Origin of the sequence: Pseudorhodoferax sp. LjRoot39, assembly GCF_964253035.1 — a bacterium.
Taxonomy (GTDB): Bacteria; Pseudomonadota; Gammaproteobacteria; order Burkholderiales; family Burkholderiaceae_C; genus Pseudorhodoferax.
Map to the genome: position 1 here is coordinate 6277665 of NZ_CAXUQL020000001.1, position 24694 is coordinate 6302358.

Genomic DNA, 24694 nt, shown 5'->3' on the forward strand with positions numbered 1-24694 from the left:
TCAGATGAAATCAGGCGGCCGGCGCTGCCGTGGCCTGCACCGTGCCGAAGGCGCCGGCCTGGCGCAAGGCGTCGACCGTCTCCGCGCTCATGCCGATCTCGTGCATCACCTCGTCGGTGTGCTGGCCCAGCAGCGGCGCGGGATGCCGCACCTGCTGCGGCGTGCTGCCAAGCTTGACCGGAAAGCCCAAAGCCCGGGTCTCGCCTTCGACCGGATGCTGGATCTTCAGCACCATGTTGCGCGCCACCGCCTGTTCGCTGGACAGCGCTTCGGCGTAGTCGTAGATGGGCGCGGCGGGCACCCCCGCTGCCAGCAGCGCGTCGACCCATTCGGCGGCGGTGCGTTGCGCGAACGCGCGCTCGAGTTCGGCGATCAGCGCCTCGCGGTTGCGGATGCGTAGCACGTTGTCGGAGAAGCGCGGATCCTCGAGCAGGTCGGGCCGCTCCACCACGCCGCACAAGGCCTTCCAGAGCTTGGGGTTGGCCGCGCCGATGACGAAGTTGCGGTCGGACGCTCGCACGGCCTGGTACGGCGCGCTCATGCGGTTGGCGCTGCCGATGGGCACCGGCACCTGCCCCGTTCCCCAGTACTCGGCCGACTCCCAAACCGACAGGCCCAGCGCGGTTTCGAACAGCGAGGCATCGACGAACTGGCCTTCGCCCGTGATGCCGCGGCCGATCACCGCACTCAGGATGCCGTAGGCGGCGAACAGGCCCGCGCCCAGGTCGGCGATCGGCACGCTGGCCTTGACCGGCGCCTGCCCGGGATGCCCCATGACGCTCATCACGCCGCTCATGGCCTGGGCGATCAGGTCCAGGCCCGGCCGCCTGGACCACGGGCCGGTCTGGCCGAAGCCGGAGATGCTGGCGTAGACCAGCCGCGGGTTGATCTCGCGCAGCGTGGCGTAGTCGATCTTCAGCCGCGCGGCCACGCCGGGGCGGTTGTTCTCGACCAGCACGTCCGCCTCCTTCACGAGCGCGTAGAAGGCCTGCAGGCCGGCCGGACTCTTCAGGTCGATCTCCACGCTGCGCTTGTTGCGGTTCAGCGCCAGGAAGCCGCCGCTGTCGGCGCCCTTCAGGCGAAAGCCCATGGACTTGCGGGTCTGGTCGCCGATGCCGGGCGTCTCGACCTTGATCACGTCCGCGCCCATGTCGCCGAGCAGCATGCAGCAGAAGGGGCCGGCCATGATCTGGCTGACGTCGAGGACCTTGATGCGGGAAAGGGGCAGTGTCACCTGGTGGCTCCGTCGTGTTGCTTGGATGCGGGCACGCTCAGCGGCCCGTGAAGACCGGCTTGGCCTTGGCCAGGAAGGCCTGGAAGCCGATGCGGAAGTCCTCGGTGTCGAAGCAGGCGTAGGCCTCGTCCTCCTCCTGCGCCGTGAGCGGTGCGGGCTGGGCCAGGCGGCGCACGAAGGCCTTGTGCCAGCGCGCCACCAGGGGCGCGCCCGCGGCGATGCGGCGTGCCGTGGCCTCGCCGTGCGCCAGCACCTCGGCGTCGTCGACGACGCGGTTCACCAGGCCCTTGGCCAGCGCCTCCTGCGCGTCGAACACGCGCCCTTCGAGCACGATCTCCAGCGCCACCGGGCCGCCGACCAGGTCGACCAGGCCGCCCAGCTCGCCGTACGACATGACCAGGCCGAGCTTGTTGACAGGCACGCCGAAGCGGCTGGAACTGCCGCAGATGCGCATGTCGCAGACCGACGCGACCTCCAGCCCGCCGCCCACGCAGGCGCCCTCGATCACGGCCAGCGTCGGATGCCGGCTGTCGCGGATGGCCTGCATCGCCCGGCCGGTGATTTGCGCGTAGTCGCGCGCCTGCGCGGCGTTGGCGCGCAGGCGGGTGAATTCCTCGATGTCCGCGCCAGCCGAGAAGGCCTTTCCGCCCGCGCCGCGCAGCACCACGCAGCGCAGGCTGTCGTCGGCCGAGGTCTGCGCCAGCAGCTCGGTGATCCCCTGCCACATGCCGAAGTCCATGGCGTTCATCTTGGCGGGGTTGTTCAGCGTGATGGTGGCGATGTTCTGGTCGCGCTCTAGCAGCAGGAAGGGGCTCATGGCGGCTTGTCTCTTTCGTCGGGATGGAGCCGCGGCAACGGCGCAGCGGCGGTGGATCGGGGAGGAAAACGCTGCGCAGTCTAGGTTTCGGGCCCCACCAGGCCAAGCGAGAAAAACTGGTCCTGTCTTCAAGAAAAAATCAGCGTCGGCCTTGTGAAATTTTCTCGTCGCGGCTTCAAGTAAATCCACGTTGTTGCGGCCGGACACGCTTCCTAGACTTGCGCCCCACATCGGCAAGCCGCCGCCCGGCGGCCACCCGGTCGATGCACCGACAGGCACGACAACGGAGACCCCATGGCCCTCATCCAGTACATCACCCAGATCCAGATCGACTTCGGCGCAGTCGCCCTGCTCGCGCAGGAGTGCGATCGCATCGGCATCCGCCGACCACTGCTGGTCACCGACGCGGGCGTGCGCGCGGCGGGCCTGCTCGACCGCGTCAGCGCGCAGCTCGGCGACCGCGCATTCGCCGTGTTCGACGGCACCCCGTCCAACCCGACCGAGGCCGCGCTGCGTGCCGCCGTCGCCGTCTACCAGGAGAACGGCTGCGACGGCATCGTCGCGGTCGGCGGCGGCTCGCCGATCGACCTGGCCAAGGGCGTGGCGGTGTGCGCCACGCACGAGGGCCCGCTCAGGTCGTTCGCGGCCATCGAGGGCGGGGTGGCACGCATCACGGCCGCCACCGCGCCCGTGATCGCCGTGCCGACCACGGCCGGCACTGGCAGCGAAGTCGGCCGCGGCGCCGTGCTGATCCTGGACGACGGCCGCAAGGTCGGCGTGCTCTCGCCCTTCCTGGTGCCGCGCGTGGCGCTGTGCGATCCGGAGCTCACGCTGGGCCTGCCCTCCTCCCTGACCGCCGCGACCGGCATGGACGCCATCGCGCATTGCATGGAGACCTTCATGGCGCCGGCCTTCAACCCGCCGGCCGACGGCATCGCGCTGGACGGCTTGCGCCGCGCCTGGCGGAACATCGAGGCCGCCACCGCCACGCCGGGCGACCGCGAGGCGCGTCTGAACATGATGAGCGCGTCCATGCAGGGCGCGCTGGCATTCCAGAAGGGCCTGGGCTGCGTGCACAGCCTGAGCCACGCGCTGGGCGGCCTGCTGCCGCGGCTGCACCACGGCACGCTCAACGCCATCCTGCTGCCCGCGGTGATCCGCTTCAATGCCGACGCGCCGTCCATGCGCAAGAACGAGCGGCTCGCGCGCATGGCGCAGGCCATGGGCCTGGACGGCGCGGACGACGTGGCGCCAGCCGTCGCCGCCATGAGCCGCCGGCTCGGCCTGCCCGGCGGGCTGGGCGCGCTCGACGTGGGCCCGGAGATCTTCCCGCGCGTCATCGCCGGTGCACTGAACGACCACTGCCACAAGACCAACCCGCGCGAGGCCAGCGCGTCGGACTACGACGCCATGCTGCGCGCGTCCCTCTGATCCCGAAACCCACAAAAGGAGACAAGACACCATGCAAAGACGCCACTTCATTGCCTGCGGCATCGCGGCCTGCAGCCTGCCGCTGGTCCACGCACAGGCACCGCTGCCCACCGGGCCGGTGCGCATCGTCGTGGGCTTCTCGCCCGGCGGCGGCACCGACGTGATGGCCCGCGTGATCGCGCAGAAGCTCGCGACCCTGTGGGGTGTGCCCGTCACGGTCGAGAACAAGGCCGGCGCGGGCGGCGTGATCGCCGCCGACTACGTGGCCAAGCAGCCCGGCGACGGCAGCACGCTGCTGATGACCAACATCAGCAACCACGCCATCGCGCCTGCGCTCTACCCGTCCCTGCCCTACGTGGTGGAGCGCGACTTCACGCCGCTGATGCTGGTCGGCGTGACACCCAACCTGCTGATCTGCAACACCAGCCAGCCCGCGCGCACGCTGCCCGACATCGTCGCGCTGTGCCGGGCCAAGCCGGGCGCGGTGACCTTCGGGTCGGCCGGCGCCGGGGCTTCGCAGCACATGGCCACGGAGCTGTTCAAGCTGCGCGCCAACGTCGACGCGCTGCACATCCCCTACAAGGGCTCAGCGCCCATGCTGACCGACCTGATCGGCGGCCAGATCCACTACAGCTTCGAGACCATGACCTCGGCCACGCCGCACGTGGCCAGCGGCAAGCTGGTCGCCATCGCGCAGACGCGGCCGCAGCGCTCCAGGGCCCAGCCCAACGTGCCGACCGTCGCCGAGCTGGGCTACCCGGGATTCGACGCCAGCACCTGGTACGGCCTGGTCGGCCCCGCGCGCATGCCGGCCGCCACCGTGCAGCGCATGAACGAGGACTTCAACAAGGTGCTCGCCATGCCCGACGTGGCGGAAAAGCTGGCCAGCTACGGTGCCGAGGACGGCGGTGGCACGGCCGCGAAGTTCGCCGAGTTCATCGCCACCGAGAAGGACAAGTGGGCCAAGGTGGTGAAGGACGCCAAGGTCACCGTCTGAACAGCGCGCAGGCCGGCGCCGCCACCGGCCGGAATCGACAACAGGAGACAACACATGCACACGCACATCCACCGCATCGCGGCCGGCACGCTGGCCGCGCTGCTCGCCCTGGGCAGCGGCGCAGCCGCTGCCCAGCAGGCCGTCAAGCTGCGCTTCAGCCACACCGTGCCGGAGAGCGATTCGCAGCACAAGGCCGCGCTGGAGTTCAGCAAACGGGTCAAGGAACGCACCCAGGGCGGCGTCGAGATCCAGGTCTTCGCCAACAGCCAGCTCGGCAACGACACCACGCTGGTGACCGGCGTGCGCAGCGGCACCATCGACATCGGCGCCACCGGCAACCCCTTCGTCACCGGCCTGGCGCCCAAGCTCAATGCGCTGGACCTGCCCTACCAGTTCGCCGATGCGCAGCAGGCCTACCGCACGCTGGACGGCCCGGTCGGCCGGTCGCTGCTCGACGAGCTGGGCGCGCACCAGATCAAGGGCCTGGCGTTCTGGGAGATCGGCTTTCGCAGCCTGGGCAACAACAAGCGGCCGATCAACACGGCTGTCGACATCAAGGGCCTGAAGATCCGCACCACGCCCAACCCCTCGCACCTGAAGGCCTTCCAGCTGCTGGGCGCGAACCCACAGCCGATGCCGTTCGCCGAGGTCTTCGGCGCGCTGGAGTCGGGTGCCGTCGACGGGCAGGAGAACCCACCCACGCTGATGCTGTCGTCCAAGATGTACGAGGTGCAGAAGCACCTCTCGCTGACACGGCACGCCTACACGCCGCTCGTGGTGATCATGAACAAGGCGCGCTTCGAGTCGCTCAAGCCCGCGTTCCAGAAGGTGGTTCTCGAAGAGGCCGCGGCGGCCGCGAACTTCCAGCGCAAGCTCAACAACGAAGGCGAGAAGGACGCCATCGCGCAGCTGCGCGCCAAGGGCATGCAGATCAACGAGACGCCCGACGTGGACAGCATCCGCCGCGTCGTGCGCGAGGAGACGCGCAAGCTGTACATCGAGAAGAACGGCGACGCCGTGCTCAAGGCCATGGACGCGCTGCTTTGACGGCACCGGACACGGGCATGCTGCCGACCGCGATCGTCGACGCGCACCACCACCTCTGGCAGCTGTCGGAGGGCAGCTTCCCCTGGCTGCAGGAAGGGTACGACGCCAGCGCCTTCTTCCTGGGCGACTACGGCAGCCTGCGCCAGGACTTCGGCGCCGCCGCCTACCGCGCCGCCACGCAGGGCCTGCCCATCGTGGCGACCGTGCACGTGGAGGCCGAGCGCGCACGCGCCGAAGCACTGGCCGAGACGCGCTGGCTGCACGCCGTGCACGCCCAGGAGGGCTTTCCGAACGCGGTGGTGGCGCATGTGGACCTTCTCGCCCCCGATGCAGACGCGCAGCTGCGCGCGCACGCCGCATGGCCGCTGGTGCGCGGCGTGCGCTGCAAGCCGCGCACCGCGCGCAGCCCCGCCGACAGCGTGCGCGGCCAGCCGGGCAGCCTGCAGGACCCGCGCTGGCTGGCCGGGCTTGGCCTGCTCCCGGCCCACGGCTTGCTGTGGGATGCACGCGTGCCCTACTGGCACCTGCACGAGCTGGCCGAGGCCATCACCGGTGTCGCCGGCCTGCAGGTGGTGCTGGAGCACACGGGCCTGCCCTGGGACCGCAGCGAAGCGGGCCTGGCGCACTGGCGCAGCGGCATGGCCGCACTCGCCGCGTTGCCCGGCGTGCACGTGAAGCTCTCTGAGTTCGGCCTGCCCGGCGCGCCCTGGGACGCGGCCAGCAACGTGCGCGTCATGCGCGAGGCGCTGGAACTGTTCGGTTGGCAGCGCTGCATGTTCGCCAGCAACCTGCCGGTCTCCGGCCTGCGCGCGCCGATCGCCGAGGTGGTGCGCACCGTGGCCGAAGCGCTGGCGCCGCTCGATGCGCCGGCACGCGACGCGGTCTGGCAGGGCAACGCGTCGCGCGTGTACCGGCTGGCCCCCACGGTCGGCTGAAGCCGACCTCCCCTTTCCCGTTTCCAAAGGAAACCCCATGTCTTCCCGCCTCTTCGAGCGTGCGGCCAACCTGTCGATGGTCGCGATGATGGCCACCATGGTCGTGCTCGTGTTCGGCAATGTCGTGCTGCGCTATGCCTTCAACTCCGGCATCGTCTTTTCCGAGGAAGCCTCGCGCTTCGTCTTCATGTGGCTCACGCTGGTCGGGGCCTTGCTCGTGATGAAGGACAACATGCACCTGGGCATGTCGACCATCGTCGCGCGGCTGGGCGAGGCCGGGCAGCGCTTTTGCCGTGGCGTGGCGGACCTGGGCGCGCTCGGCTGCTGCCTGCTGCTCGTGCACGGCAGCTGGAAGCTGGTCGTGATCGGCATGGACGACCGGGCTCCGGTGACGGGCGTGCCGATCGGCCTGGTCTATGCATGTCTGCTGGTGAGCAGCGCGGGCATGTCGCTGCTCCTCGTGCACGCGCTGTGGCGGCTGTTCAGCGGCCGCATGGGACGCGACGAACTGGTCCGCGACACCGGCGGCGCGGGCGAATGAGCGCCATGGGAACTTCGGGAGACAACGCATGACCATCTTCGTCTTCATCTCGTCGCTGCTGGGGGCCATGGCCTTCGGCATGCCCATCGCGTTCGCGCTGCTGGTCTGCGGCGTCGCGCTGATGGTGCACCTGGGCAACTTCGACACGCAGATCCTCGCGCAGAACATGCTCGAGGGCGTCAACAACTACCCCCTCATGGCGGTGCCCTTCTTCATGCTGGCCGGGGAGCTGATGAATGCCGGCGGGCTGTCGGCGCGCATCGTCAAGGTCGCCGACGCCCTGGTCGGCCACGTGCGCGGCGGACTGGGCTACGTGGCCATCATCGCGGCCACGGTGGTGGCGAGCATCTCGGGCTCGGCCGTGGCCGACACGGCAGCGGTCGCGGCACTGCTCATCCCGATGATGCGCAAGGCCGGCTACAACGTGCCGCGCGCGGCCGGCCTCATCGCCTCGGGCGGCATCATCGCGCCGGTCATCCCGCCGTCCATCGCCATCGTGGTGTTCGGCGTGGTGGCGCAGGTGTCCATCACCAAGCTGTTCCTGGCCGGACTGTTCCCCGGGATCATGATGGCGCTGACATTGACCGCCACCTGGTGGCTCTGCGCGAAGAAGGAAACCAATGTCGCCAAGCGCCAGTTCAGCAGGCGCGAACTGGGCCGCGCGCTGTTCGACGGCCTGTGGGCGCTGGTGCTGCCGTTCGTGATCATCGGCGGCATGAAGTTCGGCGTGTTCACACCGACCGAAGCGGCGGTGGTGGCCGTGGTCTATGCCCTCGGCGTCGGCCGCTTCGTCTACGGCGAACTGGCGATCGCGCGCCTGCCCGCCCTGGTGCTGAGCGCGGCCAAGACCTCCAGCACCGTGCTCTTCCTGGTGGCCTGCGCATTGGTGTCGGCCTGGCTGATCACCATCGCCAACATTCCCGCGCAGGTGGCCGATCTGCTGGAGCCCTTCATCGACCGACCGATCCTGCTGATGTTCGTGATCATGGTGCTGGTGGTCATCGTGGGCACGGCGCTGGACCTGATGCCGACAGTGCTCATCATGACGCCCATCCTGATGCCGGTGGTCACCAAGGCCGGCATCGACCCGGTGTACTTCGGCGTCATGTTCATCATGAACAACGCCATCGGTCTGCTGACGCCCCCGGTGGGCACCGTGCTCAACGTGGTCGCGGGCACAGCCAAGGTGAGCCTGGACAGCGTCATCCAGGGCGTGTGGCCGTTCCTGCTGTCGCTGACCGGGCTGATGTTCCTGTTCGTGCTGTTCCCGCAGCTGGTGCTGGTGCCGGCCGGGTGGTTGCGCTGAGGCGGGCCACCCTGTCGTCGCCGTTCCCGTCTCGCGCGCTCAGGCCAGCGTGTAGGCCGTCTTCACCGTGGTGAAGAACTCCTGCGCGTACTTGCCCTGCTCGCGCGGGCCGTAGCTCGAACCCTTACGGCCACCAAAGGGCACGTGGTAGTCCACACCCGCCGTCGGCAGGTTCACCATCACCATGCCGGCCTGGCTGTGGCGCTTGAAGTGCGTGGCGTACTTCAGGCTGGTGGTGGCAATGCCCGCGGACAGGCCGAACTCGGTGTCGTTGGCCGTGGCCAGGGCCTCCTCGTAGTCCTTCACGCGGATCACGCTGGCCACCGGGCCGAAGATCTCTTCCTGGTTGATGCGCATGGTCTTGGCGCTTTCGCTGAACAGCGCGGGGCTCATGTAGAAGCCGTCGGTGGAAAGCTTCAGGCGTTCGCCGCCGGCTGCCAGCGTGGCGCCTTCGCCCTTGCCGATCGCGATGTACTCCAGGTCCTGGTCGAGCTGGCTCTGGCTGGAGACCGGGCCGATGTCCGTGCCCTGCGCCAGCGCGTCGCCGACCTTGATCTTGGCCATGCGCAGCTTCATCGCCTCGATGAACCTGGGGTAGATGCCGTCGGTGACGATCAACCGGCTCGATGCGGTGCAGCGCTGGCCGGTGGAGTAGAACGCGCTCTGCACGCTCAGTTCGACGGCCTGGTTCAGGTCGGCATCGTCCAGCACGACCTGCGGGTTCTTGCCGCCCATCTCCAGCTGCACCTTCTTGCCAGCCTTCACGCACTCCAGCGCGATGTTGCGGCCCACGCCGGTGGAGCCCGTGAAGCTGATGGCATGGATGCCGGCATGGCCGACCAGCGCATTGCCGATCACGCTGCCGCGGCCCATGACCAGGTTGAACACGCCGGCCGGAATGCCCGAGCGGCTGATGATCTCCGCGAGCGCCCAGGCGCAGCCCGGCACCAGGTCGGCGGGCTTGAGCACCACGCAGTTGCCGAAGGCCAGGGCCGGGGCGATCTTCCAGGCCGGGATGGCGATGGGGAAGTTCCACGGCGTGATGAGGCCGACCACGCCGACCGGCTCGCGCGTGATCTCCACGCCGATGCCGGGGCGCACCGAGGGCAGCGTCTCGCCAGCCAGGCGCAGGCATTCGCCGGCGAAGAACTTGAAGATCTGGCCGGCGCGGGCGGCCTCGCCCATGCCTTCGGCCTTGGTCTTGCCCTCCTCGCGCGCCAGCAACGTACCCAGCTCTTCCTTGCGGGCCAGGATCTCGGTGCCGATCTTGTCCAGCGCGTCGCTGCGGGCCTGCACCGAGCCGGTGGCCCAGGTCGGGAAGGCTGCGGTGGCGGCGGCCACGGCCGCGTCCACCTGGGCCGCATCGCCCTGGGTGTACTGGCCCAGCACATCGGCCAGGTTGCTGGGGTTCAGGTTGGGGCTGTAGCTCTTGCCCGCGACCCATTCTCCGTTGATCAGGTTGTCATGGTTTTGCATCGATTGACTCCAGGTTCAGCGGACCATGCAGGGCCGCTTGTTGTCGAACTTCCAGTTCGGGATCAGGTACTGCATGGCCACGCCGTCGTCGCGCGACCCGAGGCCGTGCTGCAGGTACAGCTGGTGCGCCTTCTCCACCTCGGCCATGTCCAGCTCCACGCCCAGGCCCGGCTTCTTGGGAACCTGCACGTAGCCGCCTTCGATCTTGAAGGGCTCCTTCGTGAGGCGCTGGCCGTCCTGCCAGATCCAGTGCGTGTCGATGGCCGTGACCTTGCCAGGAGCTGCCGCGCCCACGTGCGTGAACATGGCCAGCGAGACGTCGAAGTGGTTGTTGCTGTGCGAGCCCCAGGTCAGGCCGAAGGCCTGGCACAGCTGGGCCACGCGCACCGAGCCGGCCATGGTCCAGAAGTGCGGGTCCGCGAGCGGGATGTCGACCGACTGCAGCGACAGGCTGTGCGCCATCTCGCGCCAGTCGGTGGCGACCATGTTGGTGGCCGTGGGCAGGCCGGTGGCGCGGCGGAACTCGGCCATGACTTCGCGGCCGCTGAACACGCCTTCGGCGCCGCAGGGGTCTTCCGCATACGCGACGACGCCGCGCATGCGCTGGCCCAGGCGGATCGCGTCCTTGAGCAGCCAGCCGCCGTTGGGGTCCAGCGTGACGCGGGCCTCGGGGAAGCGTTCGTGCAGAGCGACGACGGCCTCGACCTCCTCGTCGCCGCGCAACACTCCTCCTTTGAGCTTGAAGTCCTGAAAGCCGTAGCGCTCCTGGGCCGCTTCGGCCAAACGCACGATGGCCTCGGGCGTCATGGCCTTCTCGTGGCGCAGGCGGAACCAGGCGTTGTCGGCCTCGGGCTCACGGCGGTAGGCGAGATCGGTCTTGTCGCGGTCGCCCACGTAGAACAGATAGCCCAGCATCTGCACGGCATCGCGCTGCTGGCCTTCGCCGAGCAGGGCCGCGACCGGCACCTCCAGGTGCTGGCCCAGCAGGTCGAGCAAGGCGGACTCGGCAGCGGTGACGGCGTGGATGGCCACGCGCAGGTCGAAGGTCTGCAGGCCACGCCCGCCGCTGTCGCGCTCGGCGAACTGCGTGCGCATGGCGTTCAGCACGGCCTGGTAGTTGCCGATGGGCTGGCCGACGATGAGCGCGCGGGCGTCTTCCAGCGTCTGGCGGATCTTCTCGCCGCCGGGCACTTCGCCCACGCCGGTGTGGCCGGCGTTGTCGGTCAGGATCAACAGGTTGCGCGTGAAGTACGGGCCGTGCGCGCCCGACAGGTTCATGAGCATGTCGTCGTGGCCCGCCACGGGCACGACACGCAGGTCTTTGACGATGGGGGTGGACACGAGGGTCTCCTGAAAGGGCGCGGGGCCCGTCACTGTGGCGGGCCCCGGGAGGCTCCGAGCTTACTGCGGGCCGAGCTTCTTGATCAGCGCAGCCAGCTCTTCCATCTCGTTCGGCTTCAGATCGGACAGCGGAGCGCGCACCGGGCCGCCGTCGTGGCCGACGATCCTGGCGCCGGCCTTGATGATGGAGACGCCGTAGCCTTCCACGCGGTTGCGGATGGCCAGGTAGGGCATGAAGAACTCCTTGAGCAGCTTGTGCTGCGTGGGCAGGTCGTCGGCCGCCACGGCCTTGTAAAAGTCCATCGCCGTCTTCGGGATGAAGTTGAAGACAGCAGACGAATAGACGGGCGTGCCCAGCGCCTTGTAGGCCGCGGCATAGACCTCGGCCGTCGGCAGGCCACCCAGGTAGGAGAAGCGGTCGCCCATGGCCATGAAGATGGAGGACATGGTCTCGATGTTGCCCACGCCGTCCTTGAAGCCGATGAGGTTGGGGCAGCGGTCGGCCAGGATGCGCAGCGATTGCGGCGTGAGCTTGGTGCGGTCGCGGTTGTAGACGATGACGCCGAAGTCCACGCTGTTGCAGACCTGGGCCACGTGCTCGATCAGGCCTTCCTGGCCGGCTTCGGTCAGGTAGTGCGGCAGCAGCAGGATGCCGTGGGCGCCCAGGCGCTCGGCTTCCTGGGCATGGGCGATGGCGGTGCGGGTCGGGCCGCCGGCGCCAGCGATGATGGGCACCTTGCCGCGGCAGGTGTCCACGGCCGTCTTGATGACCTGGCTGTATTCCTCGCCGGCCAGCGAGAAGTACTCGCCCGTGCCACCGGCCGCGAACAGCGCGCTGGCGCCGTAGGGGGTCAGCCATTCCAGGCGCTCGATGTAGGTCTTGGGGCGGAAGTTGCCCTGCTCGTCGAAGTCCGTGATCGGGAACGACAGCAGGCCGGAGCCCATGATGGATTTGAGTTCTTGCGGGTTCATGTCGGTGTCCTCGTTGTCGGGTGGGTCAAAAAATCAGTCGAGCTTGATGTTGGCGGCCTGCACCACGGTGGCCCAGCGGGCGCGTTCCTTGGCGAAGAACTGCTCTTCCTCGGCCGGGGCCATGGTCACCACCTCGGCGCCCTGCCCGGCCAGGCGCGAGCGGATGTCGGCCGAGCGGATCACGGTGATCAGTTCCTTGTTCAGGCGCTGCACGATGGCGTCCGGCGTGCCCTTGGCCACGCGGATGCCCTGCCAGGTGCCCGATTCGTAGCCCGGCACGCCCTGCTCGGCAATCGTCGGCGTCTCGCCCACCAGCGGCATGCGCGTGCCCTTGGACACGGCCAAGAGCTTGAGCTTGCCGCTCTGCACATGCGGCAGCGTGGCCAGCATGCCGTTCATGAGCACCTGGGTCTGGCCGCCAACGGTGTCCTGGATCGCCTGCACGCCGCCCTTGTAGGGCACGTAGACCCACTTGGCGCCGGTGGCGCGCTCCAGCGCCACGCCGGCCAGGTGCGGCGCGCTGCCGGTGGCGGTGACGGCGAAGTTCAGGTCCGTGGTCTTGGACAGCGCCACGAGTTCCTTGAGGTTGTTGGCCTTCACGGACGGGTGCACCACCAGCAGGTGCGGCGAGTAGGCCAGCATGGTCACGCCACGCAGGTCTTTGGACGGATCGAACGCGAGCTTGGTGTAGACCGAGGGGCTGATCGCCAGCGCACCCACGTCGCACAGCAGCAGCGTGTAGCCGTCGGGTTGGGACTTGGCGACGAAGTCGGCGCCCAGGTTGCCGTTGGCGCCGGCCTTGTTCTCCACGATCACCGTTTGCTTGAGCGCGTCGGCCAGCGGCACGCTGATGGCGCGCGCGATGATGTCCGACGACCCACCCGGCGGGTAGGGCACGACGATGCGGATTGGCTTGCTCGGCCAGTTGTCCTTGCCCTGGCCGAAGCTCGGCAGGGCGACGGAGGCGGCAGCGGCGGCCAACAGTTCACGGCGTTTCAGTTGCATCAAAGGTCTCCTCGGGATCGGGCGGGTGCGATGAAGTCAGTCATCGTACAACCAAAGACGAGCCACTGCCAAGTTTTTTATTGCAAGGGCTCAGGCCGGTGCGCCGGCCGAGCGCTGGGCAGCTTCCTGCGCCAGGCGCAGCCGCTCGCGGCTGTTGGTCAGGTGGATGCGCATGGCGGCGCGCGCCGCATCGGGATCGCGGCGGGCGATGGCGGCGTAGATCTCCTCGTGCTCGCGGTTCACGCGCACCAGGTATTCGCCACGCCGGTCGTGGTTGCGGATCGCGCTCACGCGGGTGCGCGGAATCAGCGTGGTGCCCAGATGGCCCATGATGTCGGCGAAGTACGGATTGCCCGTGGCCTGGGCGATCTGCAGGTGGAAGCTGAAGTCGTGCTGGACGGTGTCGCCGCCGGCCACCACGTTGGTCTCGAACGCGTCGAGCGCCTCGCGCAGCCCGCGCAGCTGCTCCTCGGTGCGGCGCAGCGCGGCCAGCCCCGCCGACTCGGTCTCCAGGCTGATGCGCAGCTCCAGCACGGCCAGCACATCGACCGTGGTGGCGATGTCCGAACCCTCCAGCCGGAACATGCCGGCCGCGCGCGGCGGCAGCACGAAGGTGCCCACGCCGTGGTGCGTCTCCACGAGGCCGGAGGCCTGCAGCTTGGACAGCGCCTCGCGCACCACGGTGCGGCTCACGCCATAGGCCTGCATGATGGCCGACTCGGTCGGCAGCTTGTCGCCGGTGCGCAGCTGCTGGCTGCGGATCTTCTCCGAGAGATCGTCCACCAGGCCATGGGCCAGGCCGCGGCCGCGGCGGCGCACCACCGGCGCCGCGAACGGCGCTGCGGTGGCAGTGTCGGGCGCAGCGGTCGGCCCGGTTGACAGCGTGGACATGGGCGCATCATAGTTCGTCTGAATGTTGTACGACAACAGACCATGGGTGGACCCGCATTTCCCGCGACCGCCCTTCTGTGGCATGGTTCGCGCCCTGCGTCACTTCCCGGTCGATCCATCCATGACAGTCCCGCGCAAGCGCGCCGCCACCATCCGCGACGTGGCCGAGGCAGCCCAGGTCTCCACCGCCACGGTCTCCAAGTTCGTCAACGGCAACCAGCGCTTCACGGCCGAGGTGGAGGCCCGCATCGCCCAGGCCGTGCGCCAGCTGGGCTATTCGCTGAACCCGATGGCGCGCGGCATGATCACGGGCCAGACCGGCAACGTCGGCATCGTGATCCTGGACATCCGCAACCCCTACTTCACCAGCCTCGTGAAGGGCGCCGCGCGCCAGGCCGCCAGCGCCGGGCTCAACCTGATCATCGCGGACGCGGAGGAAAGCACCTCGCCCGAACTCGGTGTGCTGCAGTCGCTGCGCCGGCGCGTGGACGGCCTCATCGTCAGCGCGCGGCTGCCGGCGCCGGCCATCGAGTCGCTGTTCGACAGCGGCACGCCCGTGGTGTTCTACGGCCGGCCCTCGCCCTACGAGAAGAACCACAACGTGGGCTGCGACAACTATGCCGCCGCGCTGATGCTGGGCCGCCATCTGCGCGAGCTGGGCCACCGCCGCATCAGCTACCTGGGCTTCTCGGGCGCGCGCTGGAGCTTCGAGCGCGAGCGCGGGCTCAAGGACGCCTTCAAGGGCGTGGACGCGCACTTCCGCACCTTCGACGCCACGGCGCCATCGGCCGAGGAAGGCGAGCGCCTGGCCTCCACGGTGCTGCTGTCGCAGGAGCTGGACGACGCCATCGTCACCTACAACGACCTCCTGGCCATGGGCCTGCTGGTGGAGGCCAAGTCGCTGGGCATCCGCGTGCCCGAGCAGGTCTCGGTGGCCGGCTTCGACAACCTGGCCTACGGTCGGCTCGTGAGCCCGGCCCTCACGAGCGTGGACATGATGGGCGAGGCCACGGGCGAGCTGGCCATGCGCAAGCTGGTCGGCGTGATCAAGGGGCAGCCCTCCTTGCATGAGGACGACGTGCTGCAGAGCCGCATCGTCGCGCGCGAGTCCACCGGGCCACGACGGACTAGGGTAAACGATTAGCTTGCAGGGATTGACGGCATCGCACCGCTGCAGGACGATCACCCTCATTCGCCTATTGGCGTATTTTTTTCAAGACTAGTTAAACGTTTACCTTTCTTATCGTGTTTCCCTGCCCTGGTGCAACACGAAACTTCTGGAAAGCCCGCTCTGGTCGCCCGCTGAATCCACGTCCCATCTTTTGCTGTCATGCCCACTTCGACCTCTTCCGATGCGCCCCGCCTCCCGCGCCTGCTCCTGACCGGGGCCGCCGGCGGCCTGGGCAAGGTGCTGCGCGAGCGCCTGGTGCGCTATGCGCAGGTGCTGCGCGTGTCCGACATCGCCGCCCTCGGCGAGGCCCGCGGTGCGCACGAGGAAGTCGTGCCCTGCGACCTGGCCGACAAGCAGGCCGTCGATGCGCTGCTGGCCGGCTGTGACGCCATCGTGCACCTGGGCGGTGTGTCGGTGGAGCGGCCGTTCGAGGAGATCCTGGAGGCCAACATCAAGGGCATCTTCAACGTCTACGAGGCGGCCCGCCGCCATGGCGTCCGCCGCGTGGTGTTCGCCAGTTCCAACCACGTGATCGGCTTTTACAAGCAGACCGATCCGCTGGACGCCAACGTGCTGCGCCGGCCCGACGGCTATTACGGCCTGTCCAAGTCCTTCGGCGAGGACATGGCGCAGTTCTACTTCGACCGCTACGGCATCGAGACCGTCAGCATCCGCATCGGCTCCTCGTTCCCCGAGCCGCTGAACCGCCGCATGATGAGCACCTGGCTCAGCTACGACGACCTCACGGCCCTGGTCGAGAAGGCCTTGTTCACGCCGGGCGTGGGCCACACCGTGGTCTACGGCGCCTCGGCCAACAAGGAAGTCTGGTGGGACAACCACGCCGCCGCCAAGCTCGGCTGGACGCCCAAGGACAGCTCGGAGCCCTTCCGCGCCAAGGTGGAAGCCCAGCCGCCCGTGGCCGCGAACGACCCCAACGCCATCTACCAGGGCGGCGCGTTCACGGCCCAGGGCCCGTTCGGTGATTGAGATGGCAGAGTTGATCCTCGACGCCCGCAACGGCACCGGCGAAAGCCCGGTCTGGCACGTGGGCGAGCAGACGCTGTACTGGGTCGACATCCCGGGCAAGGCCATCCACCGCTGGTCGCCGTCGCAAGGCCACCGCCACTGGGCCACGGCCGAGATGCCGGCCTGCATCGCCGCCACGGCCACGCCGGGCCGCTGGCTCGCGGGCATGGAGACCGGCCTGTTCGCACTGCAGCTGCAGGACGACGGCCAGGTCCGCGCCGAACGCCTGGCCGCCGTGCAGCACGGCGCCCCCGCCATGCGCTTCAACGACGGCCGCTGCGACCGCCAGGGCCGCTTCTGGGCCGGCACCATGTGCCTGGACATGGCGGCCGCCATCCGCGCCGGCGCCTGGTACCGCTACGGCACCGGCGACACCGCCCTGCCCGCCCAGCTGACCGACTTCATCGTGCCCAACGGCCTGGCCTTCAGCCCCGACGGCAGGACCATGTACCTGTCGGACTCGCATCCCCAGGTACAAAGCATCTGGGCCTTCGACTACGACACCGCCAGTGGCACGCCTTCCAACCGCCGCCTGTTCGTCGACATGACCGCACTGCCGGGCCGCCCGGACGGCGCCGCCATCGACGTGGACGGCTGCTACTGGATCTGCGGCAACGACGCCGGCCTCGTGCACCGCTTCACGCCCAACGGCCGGCTCGACAAGTCGCTCGCTGTGCCGGTCAAGAAGCCTGCGATGTGCGCCTTCGGCGGCCCGCGGCTGGACACCTTGTATGTGACCTCGATCCGGCCGGGTGGCGACCTGTCGGACCAGCCGCTGGCCGGCGGCGTGTTCGCGTTGACCCCGGGCACCCAGGGCATCGCGGAACCGGCTTTCGCCACCTGATCCCCTTCCCCTTCACCACCACCACAGAGGACGACAAATGACCCGCACCAAAACCCTTCTCGCGCTGGCCGCCAGCGCCTTCGCCCTGTCGGCCCAGGCCGTCGAGTTCCGCTCGGCCGACGTGCACAACAGCGACGACTACCCCACCGTGGCGGCCGTCAAGCACATGAGCCAGGTGCTGGCCAAGGAAAGCGGCGGCAAGTACACCATCAAGGTCTTCAACAAGAGCGCACTGGGCTCGGAGAAGGAGACGCTGGACCAGGTCAAGATCGGCGCGCTGGAGATGAACCGCGTCAACATCAGCTCGCTGAACTCGATCTGCCCGAAGACGCTGGTGCCCACCATGCCCTTCCTGTTCGACTCGATCGCCCACATGCGCAAGACGCTGGACGGCCCCATCGGCGAAGAAATCCTCAAGGGCTGCGAGAGCCAGGGCCTGGTCGGCCTGGCCTTCTACGACTCGGGCGCGCGCTCCATCTACGCCAAGAAGCCCGTCAAGACCCTGGCAGACGCCAAGGGCCTGAAGATCCGCGTGCAGCAGTCCGACCTGTGGGTCGCCCTGGTCGGCGCCATGGGTGCCAACGCCACGCCCATGCCCACCGGCGAGGTCTACACCGCGCTGAAGACCGGCCTGATCGATGCGGCCGAGAACAACATCCCCTCGTACGAAGGCTTCAAGCACTACGAGGCGGTCAAGTTCTACTCGCACACCGAGCACTCCATGGCGCCTGAGATGCTGGTCATCTCCAAGGCCATCTTCGACAAGATGAGCCCGGCCGACCAGGCCCTGTTCCGCAAGGCCGCCAAGGAATCCGTGACCTTCCAGCGCCAGAAGTGGGACGAGCAGGAAGCCAAGGCGCTGGACATCGTCGTCAAGGCCGGCTCCACCATTGTCAAGGACGTGGACAAGGCCTCCTTCAAGGCCGCCATGCAGCCCGTCTACGCCAAGTTCATCACCACGCCCGATCTGCAGCGCCTGGTGAAGGCCGTGCAGGACAACAAGTAAGACGCGCCGCGTGCCGCCACTGCATCCCGTGCAGTGGCGGCACGCCCCTCACCGGAAGCTGCCATGAACACCCCCCTGCCGTCGGCCACCGCCGCCGCCACCAGCGCGGCCGCCGCGCCGGTCGCCCTCGCCATCGACCCCACGCACGACCGTCCGCCGTCCACCCACTGGTACTCGCGCCTGTGCGGCGCGCTCAGCAAGGCCAGCCTGGTCCTGGCCATCTTCGGCCTGGTCGGCATCATCGTCAGCGTGCAGGTCCAGGTGGTCGGCCGCTACGTCTTCAACGACACGCCGACCTGGGCCGAAGCGCTGGCGCTGCAGCTCGTGCTGTACGTGACCGCGCTGGGCGTGGCCGTGGGCGTGCGCGACGCCGGCCACATCGGCCTGGAGTCGCTGGTCTCGCTGCTGCCCGAAGGCTTGCGGCTCAAGATCGAGATCCTGATCCACGCGCTCGTGGCGCTGTTCGGCGGCATCATGGTGCAGAGCGGCTGGCTCTGGACCCGCCTCAAGTGGGACGAGCTCGATCCCATGCTGCAGATGCCCGTGGGCATCGACTACCTCTCGCTGGTCATCGCCGGCGTGCTGATCGTGATGTTCAGCATCGAACACATCGTCGCGCTGTTGCGCCACGAAGAAGTCGTGCCGTCCTGGTACTGACCGAAAGAACAACATGGAACTGACCGTTCTCTCCATCGTCTTCGCGGTGCTGCTCGTGCTGGGCGTGCCCGTGGCCTTCTCCATCGGCCTGGCCTCGGTGGCCACCGTGCTGTATTCGGGCATGCCGATTGCCATCGTCTTCCAGAAGATGGTGGGCGGCATGCAGATCTTCTCGTTCCTGGCGATCCCGTTCTTCGTGTTCGCCGGCGAACTGATGCTGTACGGCGGCATCGCCGACCGCATCGTGCGCTTCGCCAACAGCCTGGTCGGCCATGTGCGCGGCGGCCTGGGCATGAGCAACGTGCTGGGCTGCACGCTGTTCGGCGGCGTCGCCGGCTCGCCGCTGGCGGACGTCTCGGCCATGGGCTCGGTGATGATCCCGCTCATGAAGAAGGAAGGCTACGACGCCGACTACGCGGTGAACGTGACCACCCACGCCGCCCTCGTCGGCGCGCTGATGCCGACCTCGCACAACCTGATCATCTTCACGCTGGCGACCACGGGCATCGCCTCGGTCAGCGTGTTCAGCCTGATCCTGGCGGGCGTGATCCCGGCGCTGCTGCTGACCATCTGCAACCTGATCGCTGCCTACTACGTGGCCGTCAAGCGCGGCTACCCCACGCGCGGCAAGTTCCCGGGCTGGAAGGAAGTGATCGTGTCCTTCCTGGGCGCCATGCCGGGCCTCTTGATCGTCGTGATCATCCTGGCCGGCATCCTGTCGGGCATCTTCACGGCCACCGAATCGGCCGCCACGGCCGTGCTGTGGGCACTGCTGGTCACGGTGCTGGTCTACCGCTCGCTGTCGTGGAAGGACTTCCTCAAGGCCTGCGCCAAGGCCTGCAAGACCACCGGCGTGGTGCTGCTCCTGATCGGCATCAGCTCGGCCTTCGGCTACTTCATGGCGCTGTACGAGGTGCCGCAGAAGACCGGCGAGCTGATGCAGTCGGTCACCACCAGCCCGTGGATGATCTTCCTGATGATCAACGTGCTGCTGTTCGTGCTGGGCACCTTCCTGGACATGGCCGCCACCATCCTGATCTGCACGCCGATCTTCCTGCCCATCGCCCAGCATTTCGGCATGGACCCGGTGCAGTTCGGCATCGTGATGCTGATCAACTGCGCGCTCGGCCTGAACACGCCACCCGTGGGGGTCACACAGTTCGTGGGGTGTGCCATCGGCGGGGTATCGGTAGGGCAGGTGATGAAGTCCATCCTGCCCTTCTACGGCGCGTTGACGGCCTGCCTGATGCTGGTCACCTACGTGCCCGCGTTCTCGCTGTGGCTGCCCAACCTGCTGAACGCACCGAAGTAAGCCACGGCCGGCAGCGCAACGGCCACCAGGACACCCAGCTGCCAGCCGCACCATGAACACCTGCAGAGACAAGGAACCGCATGCAAGACCTCAAAGGCAAGACCGCGCTCGTGACGGGCGCCAGCACCGGCATCGGCGCCGCCGTGGCGGCTGCGCTCGGCGCGCAGGGCTGCAAGGTGGTGGTGCACTACAACCAGAGCGAAGGGCCGGCGCAGGCCGTGGTCGCACAGATCGTGCAGGGCGGCGGCCAGGCCGTGGCGCTGCGCGCCGACGTGCGCGACAGCGCGGCCATCCAGGCCTGCGTGGCGGCCACGGTGCAGGCCTTCGGCGGTATCGACATCCTCGTCAACAACGCAGGCAGCCTGGTGCAGCGCGCGCCCATCGCCGAGTTCACCGATGCGCTGTTCGACGAGGTGCTGCACGTCAACGCGCTGTCGGCGCTGGTGTTCTGCCGCGAGGTGGTGCCGCTGATGCGCCAGCAGGGCCGCGGCGGCAGCATCATCAACGTGACATCGGTGGCCGCGCGCAATGGCGGCGGGCCCGGCGCCTACCTGTACGCCGGCTCCAAGGGCTTCATCAGCACCGCCACGCGTGGCCTGGCCAAGGAATTGGTGCCCGACCGCATCCGCGTCAACGCGGTCGCGCCGGGCGTGATCGCCACGCCGTTCCAGGACCGCTTCTCCACGGCCCAGATGCTGGAGAACTTCAAGGCCAGCATTCCCATGGGCCGGCTCGGCACGGCCGAGGAATGCGTCGGCGCCTTCCTGTACCTCGCTTCGGAACAACTCTCGGGCTACGTGACCGGCCAGATCCTGGAAGTCAACGGCGGCCAGTACATGCCGTGATGCGCATCGCCGTGATCGGCGCGGGCGTGGCCGCGCCACCGCATCTGCGCAGCCTGCACGACCTGCGCGGCGAAGCTGAGGTGGCCTGGGTCTGGGGCCGCGACCTGGCGCGCCTGGCTGCTGCCGGGCTGCCGGCCAGCGCGCGCACCACCACGCGCCTGGACGACGTGCTGGCCGACACCAGCGTGCAGGCGGCGCTGGTGCTGACACCGCCGCACACGCACCTGGCCATCGTCGAGCAGCTCGCCGCAGCGGGCAAGCATGTGCTGGTCGAAAAGCCGCTGGAACTCACGCTGGCGCAGTCCGAACGCCTGGTCGCCATCTGCGCGCACCACAGCGTGCAGCTGGCCGTGATGCTGCAGCACCGTGCCAGCCCGGCGGCGCGCCATCTGGCCGCGATGCTGCAGGCCGGGGAACTGGGCACGCTGCTGGGCGCATCGGCCTCCATCCGCTGGTGGCGCCCGCAAAGCTACTACGACGTGCCCGGCCGCGGCACGCTGGCGCGCGACGGCGGCGGCGTGCTGATGACGCAGGCCATCCACACGCTGGACCTGCTGCTGCACCTGACCGGCCTGCCCGCGCGCGTGACCGGCCTGGTCGGCACACGCCTGCACCGCATGGAGACCGAGGACACGGCGGGCGCGCTGCTGCAATGGGCCGGCGGCGCCATCGGCGTGATCGACGCGACCACGGCGGCCTACCCCGGCTACCCCGAACGCATCGCGCTGAACTGCACCCGCGGCACCGCCACGCTGGAAGCGGGCGGGCTGCGTGTGGAGCGGGCCGGCGCCGAGCCGCTGCTGGTCGGCCAGGCCCAGGCATCGGGCGCGGGCGCCAACCTCATGGGCTTCGACCACGCGGGCCACCGCGCAGTGATCCAGGACTTCCTGGCCGCGATCGCCGCGCAGCGCACGCCGCTGACGGACGGCGCCTCGGCCCTGGAGGTGCACCGGCTGATCGACGCCGTGCTGCGCTCCTCGCACGCGGGCGCGCCGGTCACGCTGTAGGGCGTCATTCCTGCGGGGCATGGCGGTGTTGCCGCAATGCCATTGGTCAACGGGGCCTGCGGTGCCTAGAGTCGCCGCATCTGCCACCCACCGACCCGGATGCCCCGCCCCATGCGACGCCAACGCCACGGAAAAATCATTGCCACGCTCGGTCCCGCCAGCTCGGACCGCGCCACCATCGCCGCGCTGTTCGAGGCCGGGGCCGATGTGTTCCGCCTCAACTTCAGCCACGGCAGCCACACCGACCACCAGGCGCGCTACGACCAGATCCGCGCCGTCGAGCGCGAGGTCGGCCGGCCCATCGCCGTGCTGCTGGACCTGCAAGGCCCCAAGCTGCGCGTCGGCCGCTTCGCCGCCGGGCCGGTCACGCTGGCCGAAGGCGCGCGCTTCCGGCTCGACCTGGACCCCACGCCCGGCGACGCCACGCGCGCCCCGCTGCCCCACCCCGAGATCTTCGCGGCCTTGCAGACCGGTCACGACCTGCTGCTGGACGACGGCAAGCTGCGCCTGCGCGTGCTGGCCTGCGGCGCCGACTTCGCCGAAACCGAGGTCATCGCGGGCGGTGCGCTGTCCGAGCGCAAGGGCGTCAACGTGCCCTCGGTGCTGCTGCCGATCTCGGCGCTCACGGCCAAGGACCGCGCCGACCTGGCCTTCGGCCTGGAGCTGGGCGTGGACTGGGTTGCGCTGTCCTTCGTGCAGCGGCCCGAGGACGTGCAGGAGCTGCGCACGCTGGTGCAGGGCCGCGCCGCCATCCTGTCCAAGCTGGAGAAGCCCGCCGCCATCGATGGGCTGGACGCCATCGTCGCGCTGTCCGACGCCGTGATGGTCGCGCGCGGCGACCTCGGCGTGGAGATGCCGGCCGAGCAGGTGCCGCCCATCCAGAAGCGCATCGTGCGCAGCTGCCGCCAGGCCGGCAAGCCCGTGGTCGTGGCCACACAGATGCTCGAATCCATGGTCAGCGCGCCCGTGCCCACGCGGGCCGAGGCCTCGGACGTGGCGACCGCGGTCTACGACGGCGCCGACGCCGTGATGCTCTCGGCCGAGTCGGCCTCGGGCCGCTACCCGCGCGAGGCCGTGGCCGTGATGGACGCCATCATCCGCGCGGCCGAGGCCGACCCGCATTGCCGCACCGTGGTCGAGGCCTCGGGCTTCGCGCCTCAGCCCACCATGGGCGACGCGATCTGCGCCGCGCTGCAGCAGTCGGCCGAGCTGCTGGGCGCGGCCGCCATCGTGACCTTCACGCGCTCCGGCTTCACGAGCCTGCGCGCCGCGCGCGAACGGCCGCACGCCTCCATCGTGAGCGTGACGCCCGACCTGGCCACGGCCCGGCGCCTGGCGCTGGCCTGGGGCGTGCATTCGGTGCATGTGCCCCACGACGTGGACGACGTGCCCGGCATGGTGCAGGCCGCCTGCACGCTTGCGCGCGCCGAAGGCTTTGCGCAGCCTGGCGACACCATCGTGATCGCGGCCGGCATGCCCTTCGGCAAGGCCGGCACCACGAATCTTCTGCACATTGCCCAGGCTTGAGGAACCACGCATGTCCACCATCACCCAAGTCCAGGCCCTGGAGATCATCGACTCGCGCGGCAACCCCACGGTGGCGGCGCGCGTGCGGCTGGCCGACGGCAGCTACGGCAGCGCCGCCGCGCCCTCGGGCGCCTCGACCGGCTCGCGCGAGGCCGTGGAACTGCGCGACGGCGACACCGCGCGCTACAAGGGCAAGGGCGTGCGCCGCGCCGTCGCCCATGTGAACGGCGAGATCGCCCAGGCGCTGGCCGGCCAGGATGCGCTGGACCAGGCCGCGCTCGACCACACCCTCTGCGCGCTGGACGGCACGCCCGACAAGTCGCGCCTGGGCGCCAACGCGCTGCTGGCCGTGTCGCTGGCCGCAGCGCAGGCCGCTGCCGCATCGCAGGGCAAGCCCCTGTACCGCCACCTCGCTCCCGCGGGTCCGCTCACGCTGCCCGTGCCCATGATGAACATCATCAACGGCGGCGCCCATGCCGACAACAACGTCGACATCCAGGAGTTCATGGTGCTGCCCATCGGCGCTCCGAGCTTCGGCGAGGCGCTGCGCTACGGTGTCGAGATCTTCCACGCGCTCAAGTCCCTGCTCAAGGCGCGCGGCCTGGCGACTGCGGTCGGCGACGAAGGCGGCTTCGCGCCCGACCTGCCGTCCAACGAAGCCGCGCTGGACACCATCGTGCGCGCCATCGAACTGGCCGGCTTCGCGCCGGGCCGCGAGATCTTCCTGGGCATCGACGCGGCGAGTTCGGAATTCCACGAAGGCGGCCGCTACACGCTGGCGTCCGAGAACCGCGCCTTCGACAGCGCCGGCTTCGTCGACTACCTCGCGCGCTGGGTCGACGCCTACCCCATCGTCTCCATCGAGGACGGGCTGGACGAGAGCGACTGGGCCGGCTGGAAGCTGCTGACCGAGCGCCTGGGCCGGCGCGTGCAGCTCGTCGGCGACGACCTGTTCGTGACCAACACGGAGATCCTGCGCCGCGGCATCGAAGGCAGCATCGCCAACGCCATCCTTGTCAAGCCCAACCAGATCGGCACGCTGACCGAGACCCTGGCCGCCATCGACATGGCGGCGGCGGCCGGCTACGCGGCCGTGGTCTCGCACCGATCCGGCGAGACCGAGGACTGCTGCATCGCCGACCTGGCCGCCGCCACGCGCGCCACGCAGATCAAGACCGGCTCGCTGTGCCGCTCGGACCGCATGGCCAAGTACAACCGGCTGCTGTGGATCGAGGCCGAACTGGGCCGCGATGCGGTCTACGCGGGCCGCGACGCCTTCCCGCTGCTGCGCCACGGCACCTGAGGC

The 24694-nt window shown here is 69.1% G+C and carries 23 protein-coding genes; 16 read left to right on the forward strand and 7 right to left on the reverse strand.

Annotated elements, in window-relative coordinates; all coding sequences use genetic code 11:
• Positions 1-10: 10 nt before the first annotated feature.
• Both ACSQ4M_RS29285 and ACSQ4M_RS29290 read right to left on the reverse strand, forming a co-directional pair.
• On the reverse strand, positions 11-1234 hold the full coding sequence (locus ACSQ4M_RS29285) for a CaiB/BaiF CoA transferase family protein (RefSeq protein ID WP_436192896.1): 1224 nt from the start codon (positions 1232-1234) through the stop codon (positions 11-13).
• Between the two features lie 37 nt (positions 1235-1271).
• On the reverse strand, positions 1272-2051 hold the full coding sequence (locus ACSQ4M_RS29290) for an enoyl-CoA hydratase-related protein (RefSeq protein ID WP_436192897.1): 780 nt from the start codon (positions 2049-2051) through the stop codon (positions 1272-1274).
• Positions 2052-2345: 294 nt separating this feature from the next.
• On the opposite strand from ACSQ4M_RS29290, the gene ACSQ4M_RS29295 reads away from it, so the two are divergent.
• Genes ACSQ4M_RS29295 through ACSQ4M_RS29320 form a run of 6 tightly spaced genes read left to right on the forward strand, consistent with a single transcriptional unit; the run spans position 2346 to position 8308 of the window.
• Positions 2346-3482: an iron-containing alcohol dehydrogenase gene (locus tag ACSQ4M_RS29295; RefSeq protein WP_436192898.1), complete on the forward strand. Its 1137-nt coding sequence runs from the start codon at positions 2346-2348 to the stop codon at positions 3480-3482.
• 31 nt (positions 3483-3513) lie between these two features.
• Complete coding sequence (locus ACSQ4M_RS29300; protein ID WP_436192899.1) at positions 3514-4479, forward strand: Bug family tripartite tricarboxylate transporter substrate binding protein; 966 nt, start codon at positions 3514-3516, stop codon at positions 4477-4479.
• Positions 4480-4533: 54 nt separating this feature from the next.
• A complete protein-coding gene (locus ACSQ4M_RS29305; protein ID WP_436192900.1) occupies positions 4534-5526 on the forward strand; it encodes a TRAP transporter substrate-binding protein in 993 nt (330 codons plus the stop codon).
• Between the two features lie 17 nt (positions 5527-5543).
• Complete coding sequence (locus ACSQ4M_RS29310) at positions 5544-6461, forward strand: amidohydrolase family protein (protein WP_436192901.1); 918 nt, start codon at positions 5544-5546, stop codon at positions 6459-6461.
• 37 nt (positions 6462-6498) lie between these two features.
• Entirely contained in the window at positions 6499-7002 is a 504-nt protein-coding gene (locus ACSQ4M_RS29315) for a TRAP transporter small permease (RefSeq protein WP_436192902.1), read from the forward strand.
• Between the two features lie 28 nt (positions 7003-7030).
• Entirely contained in the window at positions 7031-8308 is a 1278-nt protein-coding gene (locus ACSQ4M_RS29320) for a TRAP transporter large permease subunit (RefSeq protein WP_436192903.1), read from the forward strand.
• 39 nt (positions 8309-8347) lie between these two features.
• On the opposite strand, the gene ACSQ4M_RS29325 is transcribed toward ACSQ4M_RS29320, so the two are convergent.
• From ACSQ4M_RS29325 to ACSQ4M_RS29345, 5 genes are all read right to left on the reverse strand, one after another.
• The gene (locus tag ACSQ4M_RS29325; protein ID WP_436192904.1) at positions 8348-9784 is read right to left on the reverse strand and encodes an aldehyde dehydrogenase family protein; all 1437 of its coding nucleotides are present in this window, start codon (positions 9782-9784) and stop codon (positions 8348-8350) included.
• A 15-nt stretch (positions 9785-9799) separates the two neighbouring features.
• Positions 9800-11125, reverse strand: a complete 1326-nt coding sequence (gene gudD, locus ACSQ4M_RS29330) for a glucarate dehydratase (protein ID WP_436192905.1) — start codon at positions 11123-11125, stop codon at positions 9800-9802.
• Between the two features lie 60 nt (positions 11126-11185).
• Entirely contained in the window at positions 11186-12097 is a 912-nt protein-coding gene (gene kdgD, locus ACSQ4M_RS29335) for a 5-dehydro-4-deoxyglucarate dehydratase (protein ID WP_436192906.1), read from the reverse strand.
• A gap of 33 nt (positions 12098-12130) precedes the next feature.
• The gene (locus ACSQ4M_RS29340) at positions 12131-13102 is read right to left on the reverse strand and encodes a Bug family tripartite tricarboxylate transporter substrate binding protein (RefSeq protein WP_436192907.1); all 972 of its coding nucleotides are present in this window, start codon (positions 13100-13102) and stop codon (positions 12131-12133) included.
• Positions 13103-13192: 90 nt separating this feature from the next.
• Positions 13193-13993, reverse strand: a complete 801-nt coding sequence (locus tag ACSQ4M_RS29345) for a FadR/GntR family transcriptional regulator (protein WP_436192908.1) — start codon at positions 13991-13993, stop codon at positions 13193-13195.
• Positions 13994-14114: 121 nt separating this feature from the next.
• Here ACSQ4M_RS29345 and ACSQ4M_RS29350 point away from each other — a divergent pair, with 121 nt between their 5' ends.
• The 10 genes from ACSQ4M_RS29350 to eno all read left to right on the forward strand — a co-directional run bounded on the left by ACSQ4M_RS29350 (position 14115) and on the right by eno (position 24691).
• On the forward strand, positions 14115-15137 hold the full coding sequence (locus tag ACSQ4M_RS29350; protein ID WP_436192909.1) for a LacI family DNA-binding transcriptional regulator: 1023 nt from the start codon (positions 14115-14117) through the stop codon (positions 15135-15137).
• Positions 15138-15323: 186 nt separating this feature from the next.
• A complete protein-coding gene (locus ACSQ4M_RS29355; RefSeq protein ID WP_436192910.1) occupies positions 15324-16151 on the forward strand; it encodes an NAD-dependent epimerase/dehydratase family protein in 828 nt (275 codons plus the stop codon).
• 1 nt (position 16152) lies between these two features.
• On the forward strand, positions 16153-17034 hold the full coding sequence (locus ACSQ4M_RS29360; RefSeq protein WP_436192911.1) for an SMP-30/gluconolactonase/LRE family protein: 882 nt from the start codon (positions 16153-16155) through the stop codon (positions 17032-17034).
• A gap of 37 nt (positions 17035-17071) precedes the next feature.
• Complete coding sequence (locus ACSQ4M_RS29365; RefSeq protein WP_436192912.1) at positions 17072-18040, forward strand: TRAP transporter substrate-binding protein; 969 nt, start codon at positions 17072-17074, stop codon at positions 18038-18040.
• Positions 18041-18103: 63 nt separating this feature from the next.
• Entirely contained in the window at positions 18104-18697 is a 594-nt protein-coding gene (locus ACSQ4M_RS29370) for a TRAP transporter small permease (protein WP_436192913.1), read from the forward strand.
• Positions 18698-18710: 13 nt separating this feature from the next.
• Positions 18711-20009 carry a TRAP transporter large permease gene (locus ACSQ4M_RS29375; RefSeq protein WP_436192914.1) on the forward strand — a complete coding sequence of 433 codons (1299 nt, stop codon included), beginning with the start codon at positions 18711-18713 and terminating at the stop codon, positions 20007-20009.
• A gap of 80 nt (positions 20010-20089) precedes the next feature.
• Positions 20090-20854 (forward strand): SDR family NAD(P)-dependent oxidoreductase, encoded by a 765-nt coding sequence (locus tag ACSQ4M_RS29380; RefSeq protein ID WP_436192915.1) that lies wholly within the window; start codon positions 20090-20092, stop codon positions 20852-20854.
• Positions 20854-21861: a Gfo/Idh/MocA family protein gene (locus tag ACSQ4M_RS29385; protein WP_436194085.1), complete on the forward strand. Its 1008-nt coding sequence runs from the start codon at positions 20854-20856 to the stop codon at positions 21859-21861. Before ACSQ4M_RS29380 ends, ACSQ4M_RS29385 begins: the two co-directional genes overlap by 1 nt.
• Before the next feature lie 111 nt (positions 21862-21972).
• Positions 21973-23388 (forward strand): pyruvate kinase, encoded by a 1416-nt coding sequence (pyk, locus tag ACSQ4M_RS29390; protein ID WP_436192916.1) that lies wholly within the window; start codon positions 21973-21975, stop codon positions 23386-23388.
• Between the two features lie 10 nt (positions 23389-23398).
• A complete protein-coding gene (gene eno / locus ACSQ4M_RS29395; RefSeq protein ID WP_436192917.1) occupies positions 23399-24691 on the forward strand; it encodes a phosphopyruvate hydratase in 1293 nt (430 codons plus the stop codon).
• Positions 24692-24694: the final 3 nt, after the last annotated feature.

Bases quoted from the DNA above. Each gene is read 5' to 3' on its own strand.
- ACSQ4M_RS29375 (WP_436192914.1), top strand. From the start codon at position 18,711: ATGGAACTGACCGTTCTCTCCATCGTCTTCGCGGTGCTGCTCGTGCTG.
- ACSQ4M_RS29360 (WP_436192911.1), top strand. From the start codon at position 16,153: ATGGCAGAGTTGATCCTCGACGCCCGCAACGGCACCGGCGAAAGCCCG.
- pyk (WP_436192916.1), top strand. From the start codon at position 21,973: ATGCGACGCCAACGCCACGGAAAAATCATTGCCACGCTCGGTCCCGCC.
- ACSQ4M_RS29290 (WP_436192897.1), bottom strand. From the start codon at position 2,051: ATGAGCCCCTTCCTGCTGCTAGAGCGCGACCAGAACATCGCCACCATC.
- ACSQ4M_RS29340 (WP_436192907.1), bottom strand. From the start codon at position 13,102: ATGCAACTGAAACGCCGTGAACTGTTGGCCGCCGCTGCCGCCTCCGTC.
- ACSQ4M_RS29295 (WP_436192898.1), top strand. From the start codon at position 2,346: ATGGCCCTCATCCAGTACATCACCCAGATCCAGATCGACTTCGGCGCA.
- ACSQ4M_RS29355 (WP_436192910.1), top strand. From the start codon at position 15,324: ATGCCCACTTCGACCTCTTCCGATGCGCCCCGCCTCCCGCGCCTGCTC.
- ACSQ4M_RS29385 (WP_436194085.1), top strand. From the start codon at position 20,854: ATGCGCATCGCCGTGATCGGCGCGGGCGTGGCCGCGCCACCGCATCTG.
- eno (WP_436192917.1), top strand. From the start codon at position 23,399: ATGTCCACCATCACCCAAGTCCAGGCCCTGGAGATCATCGACTCGCGC.
- ACSQ4M_RS29325 (WP_436192904.1), bottom strand. From the start codon at position 9,784: ATGCAAAACCATGACAACCTGATCAACGGAGAATGGGTCGCGGGCAAG.
- ACSQ4M_RS29315 (WP_436192902.1), top strand. From the start codon at position 6,499: ATGTCTTCCCGCCTCTTCGAGCGTGCGGCCAACCTGTCGATGGTCGCG.
- ACSQ4M_RS29320 (WP_436192903.1), top strand. From the start codon at position 7,031: ATGACCATCTTCGTCTTCATCTCGTCGCTGCTGGGGGCCATGGCCTTC.
- ACSQ4M_RS29350 (WP_436192909.1), top strand. From the start codon at position 14,115: ATGACAGTCCCGCGCAAGCGCGCCGCCACCATCCGCGACGTGGCCGAG.
- ACSQ4M_RS29380 (WP_436192915.1), top strand. From the start codon at position 20,090: ATGCAAGACCTCAAAGGCAAGACCGCGCTCGTGACGGGCGCCAGCACC.
- ACSQ4M_RS29310 (WP_436192901.1), top strand. From the start codon at position 5,544: ATGCTGCCGACCGCGATCGTCGACGCGCACCACCACCTCTGGCAGCTG.
- ACSQ4M_RS29300 (WP_436192899.1), top strand. From the start codon at position 3,514: ATGCAAAGACGCCACTTCATTGCCTGCGGCATCGCGGCCTGCAGCCTG.
- ACSQ4M_RS29370 (WP_436192913.1), top strand. From the start codon at position 18,104: ATGAACACCCCCCTGCCGTCGGCCACCGCCGCCGCCACCAGCGCGGCC.
- ACSQ4M_RS29305 (WP_436192900.1), top strand. From the start codon at position 4,534: ATGCACACGCACATCCACCGCATCGCGGCCGGCACGCTGGCCGCGCTG.
- kdgD (WP_436192906.1), bottom strand. From the start codon at position 12,097: ATGAACCCGCAAGAACTCAAATCCATCATGGGCTCCGGCCTGCTGTCG.
- ACSQ4M_RS29345 (WP_436192908.1), bottom strand. From the start codon at position 13,993: ATGTCCACGCTGTCAACCGGGCCGACCGCTGCGCCCGACACTGCCACC.
- ACSQ4M_RS29365 (WP_436192912.1), top strand. From the start codon at position 17,072: ATGACCCGCACCAAAACCCTTCTCGCGCTGGCCGCCAGCGCCTTCGCC.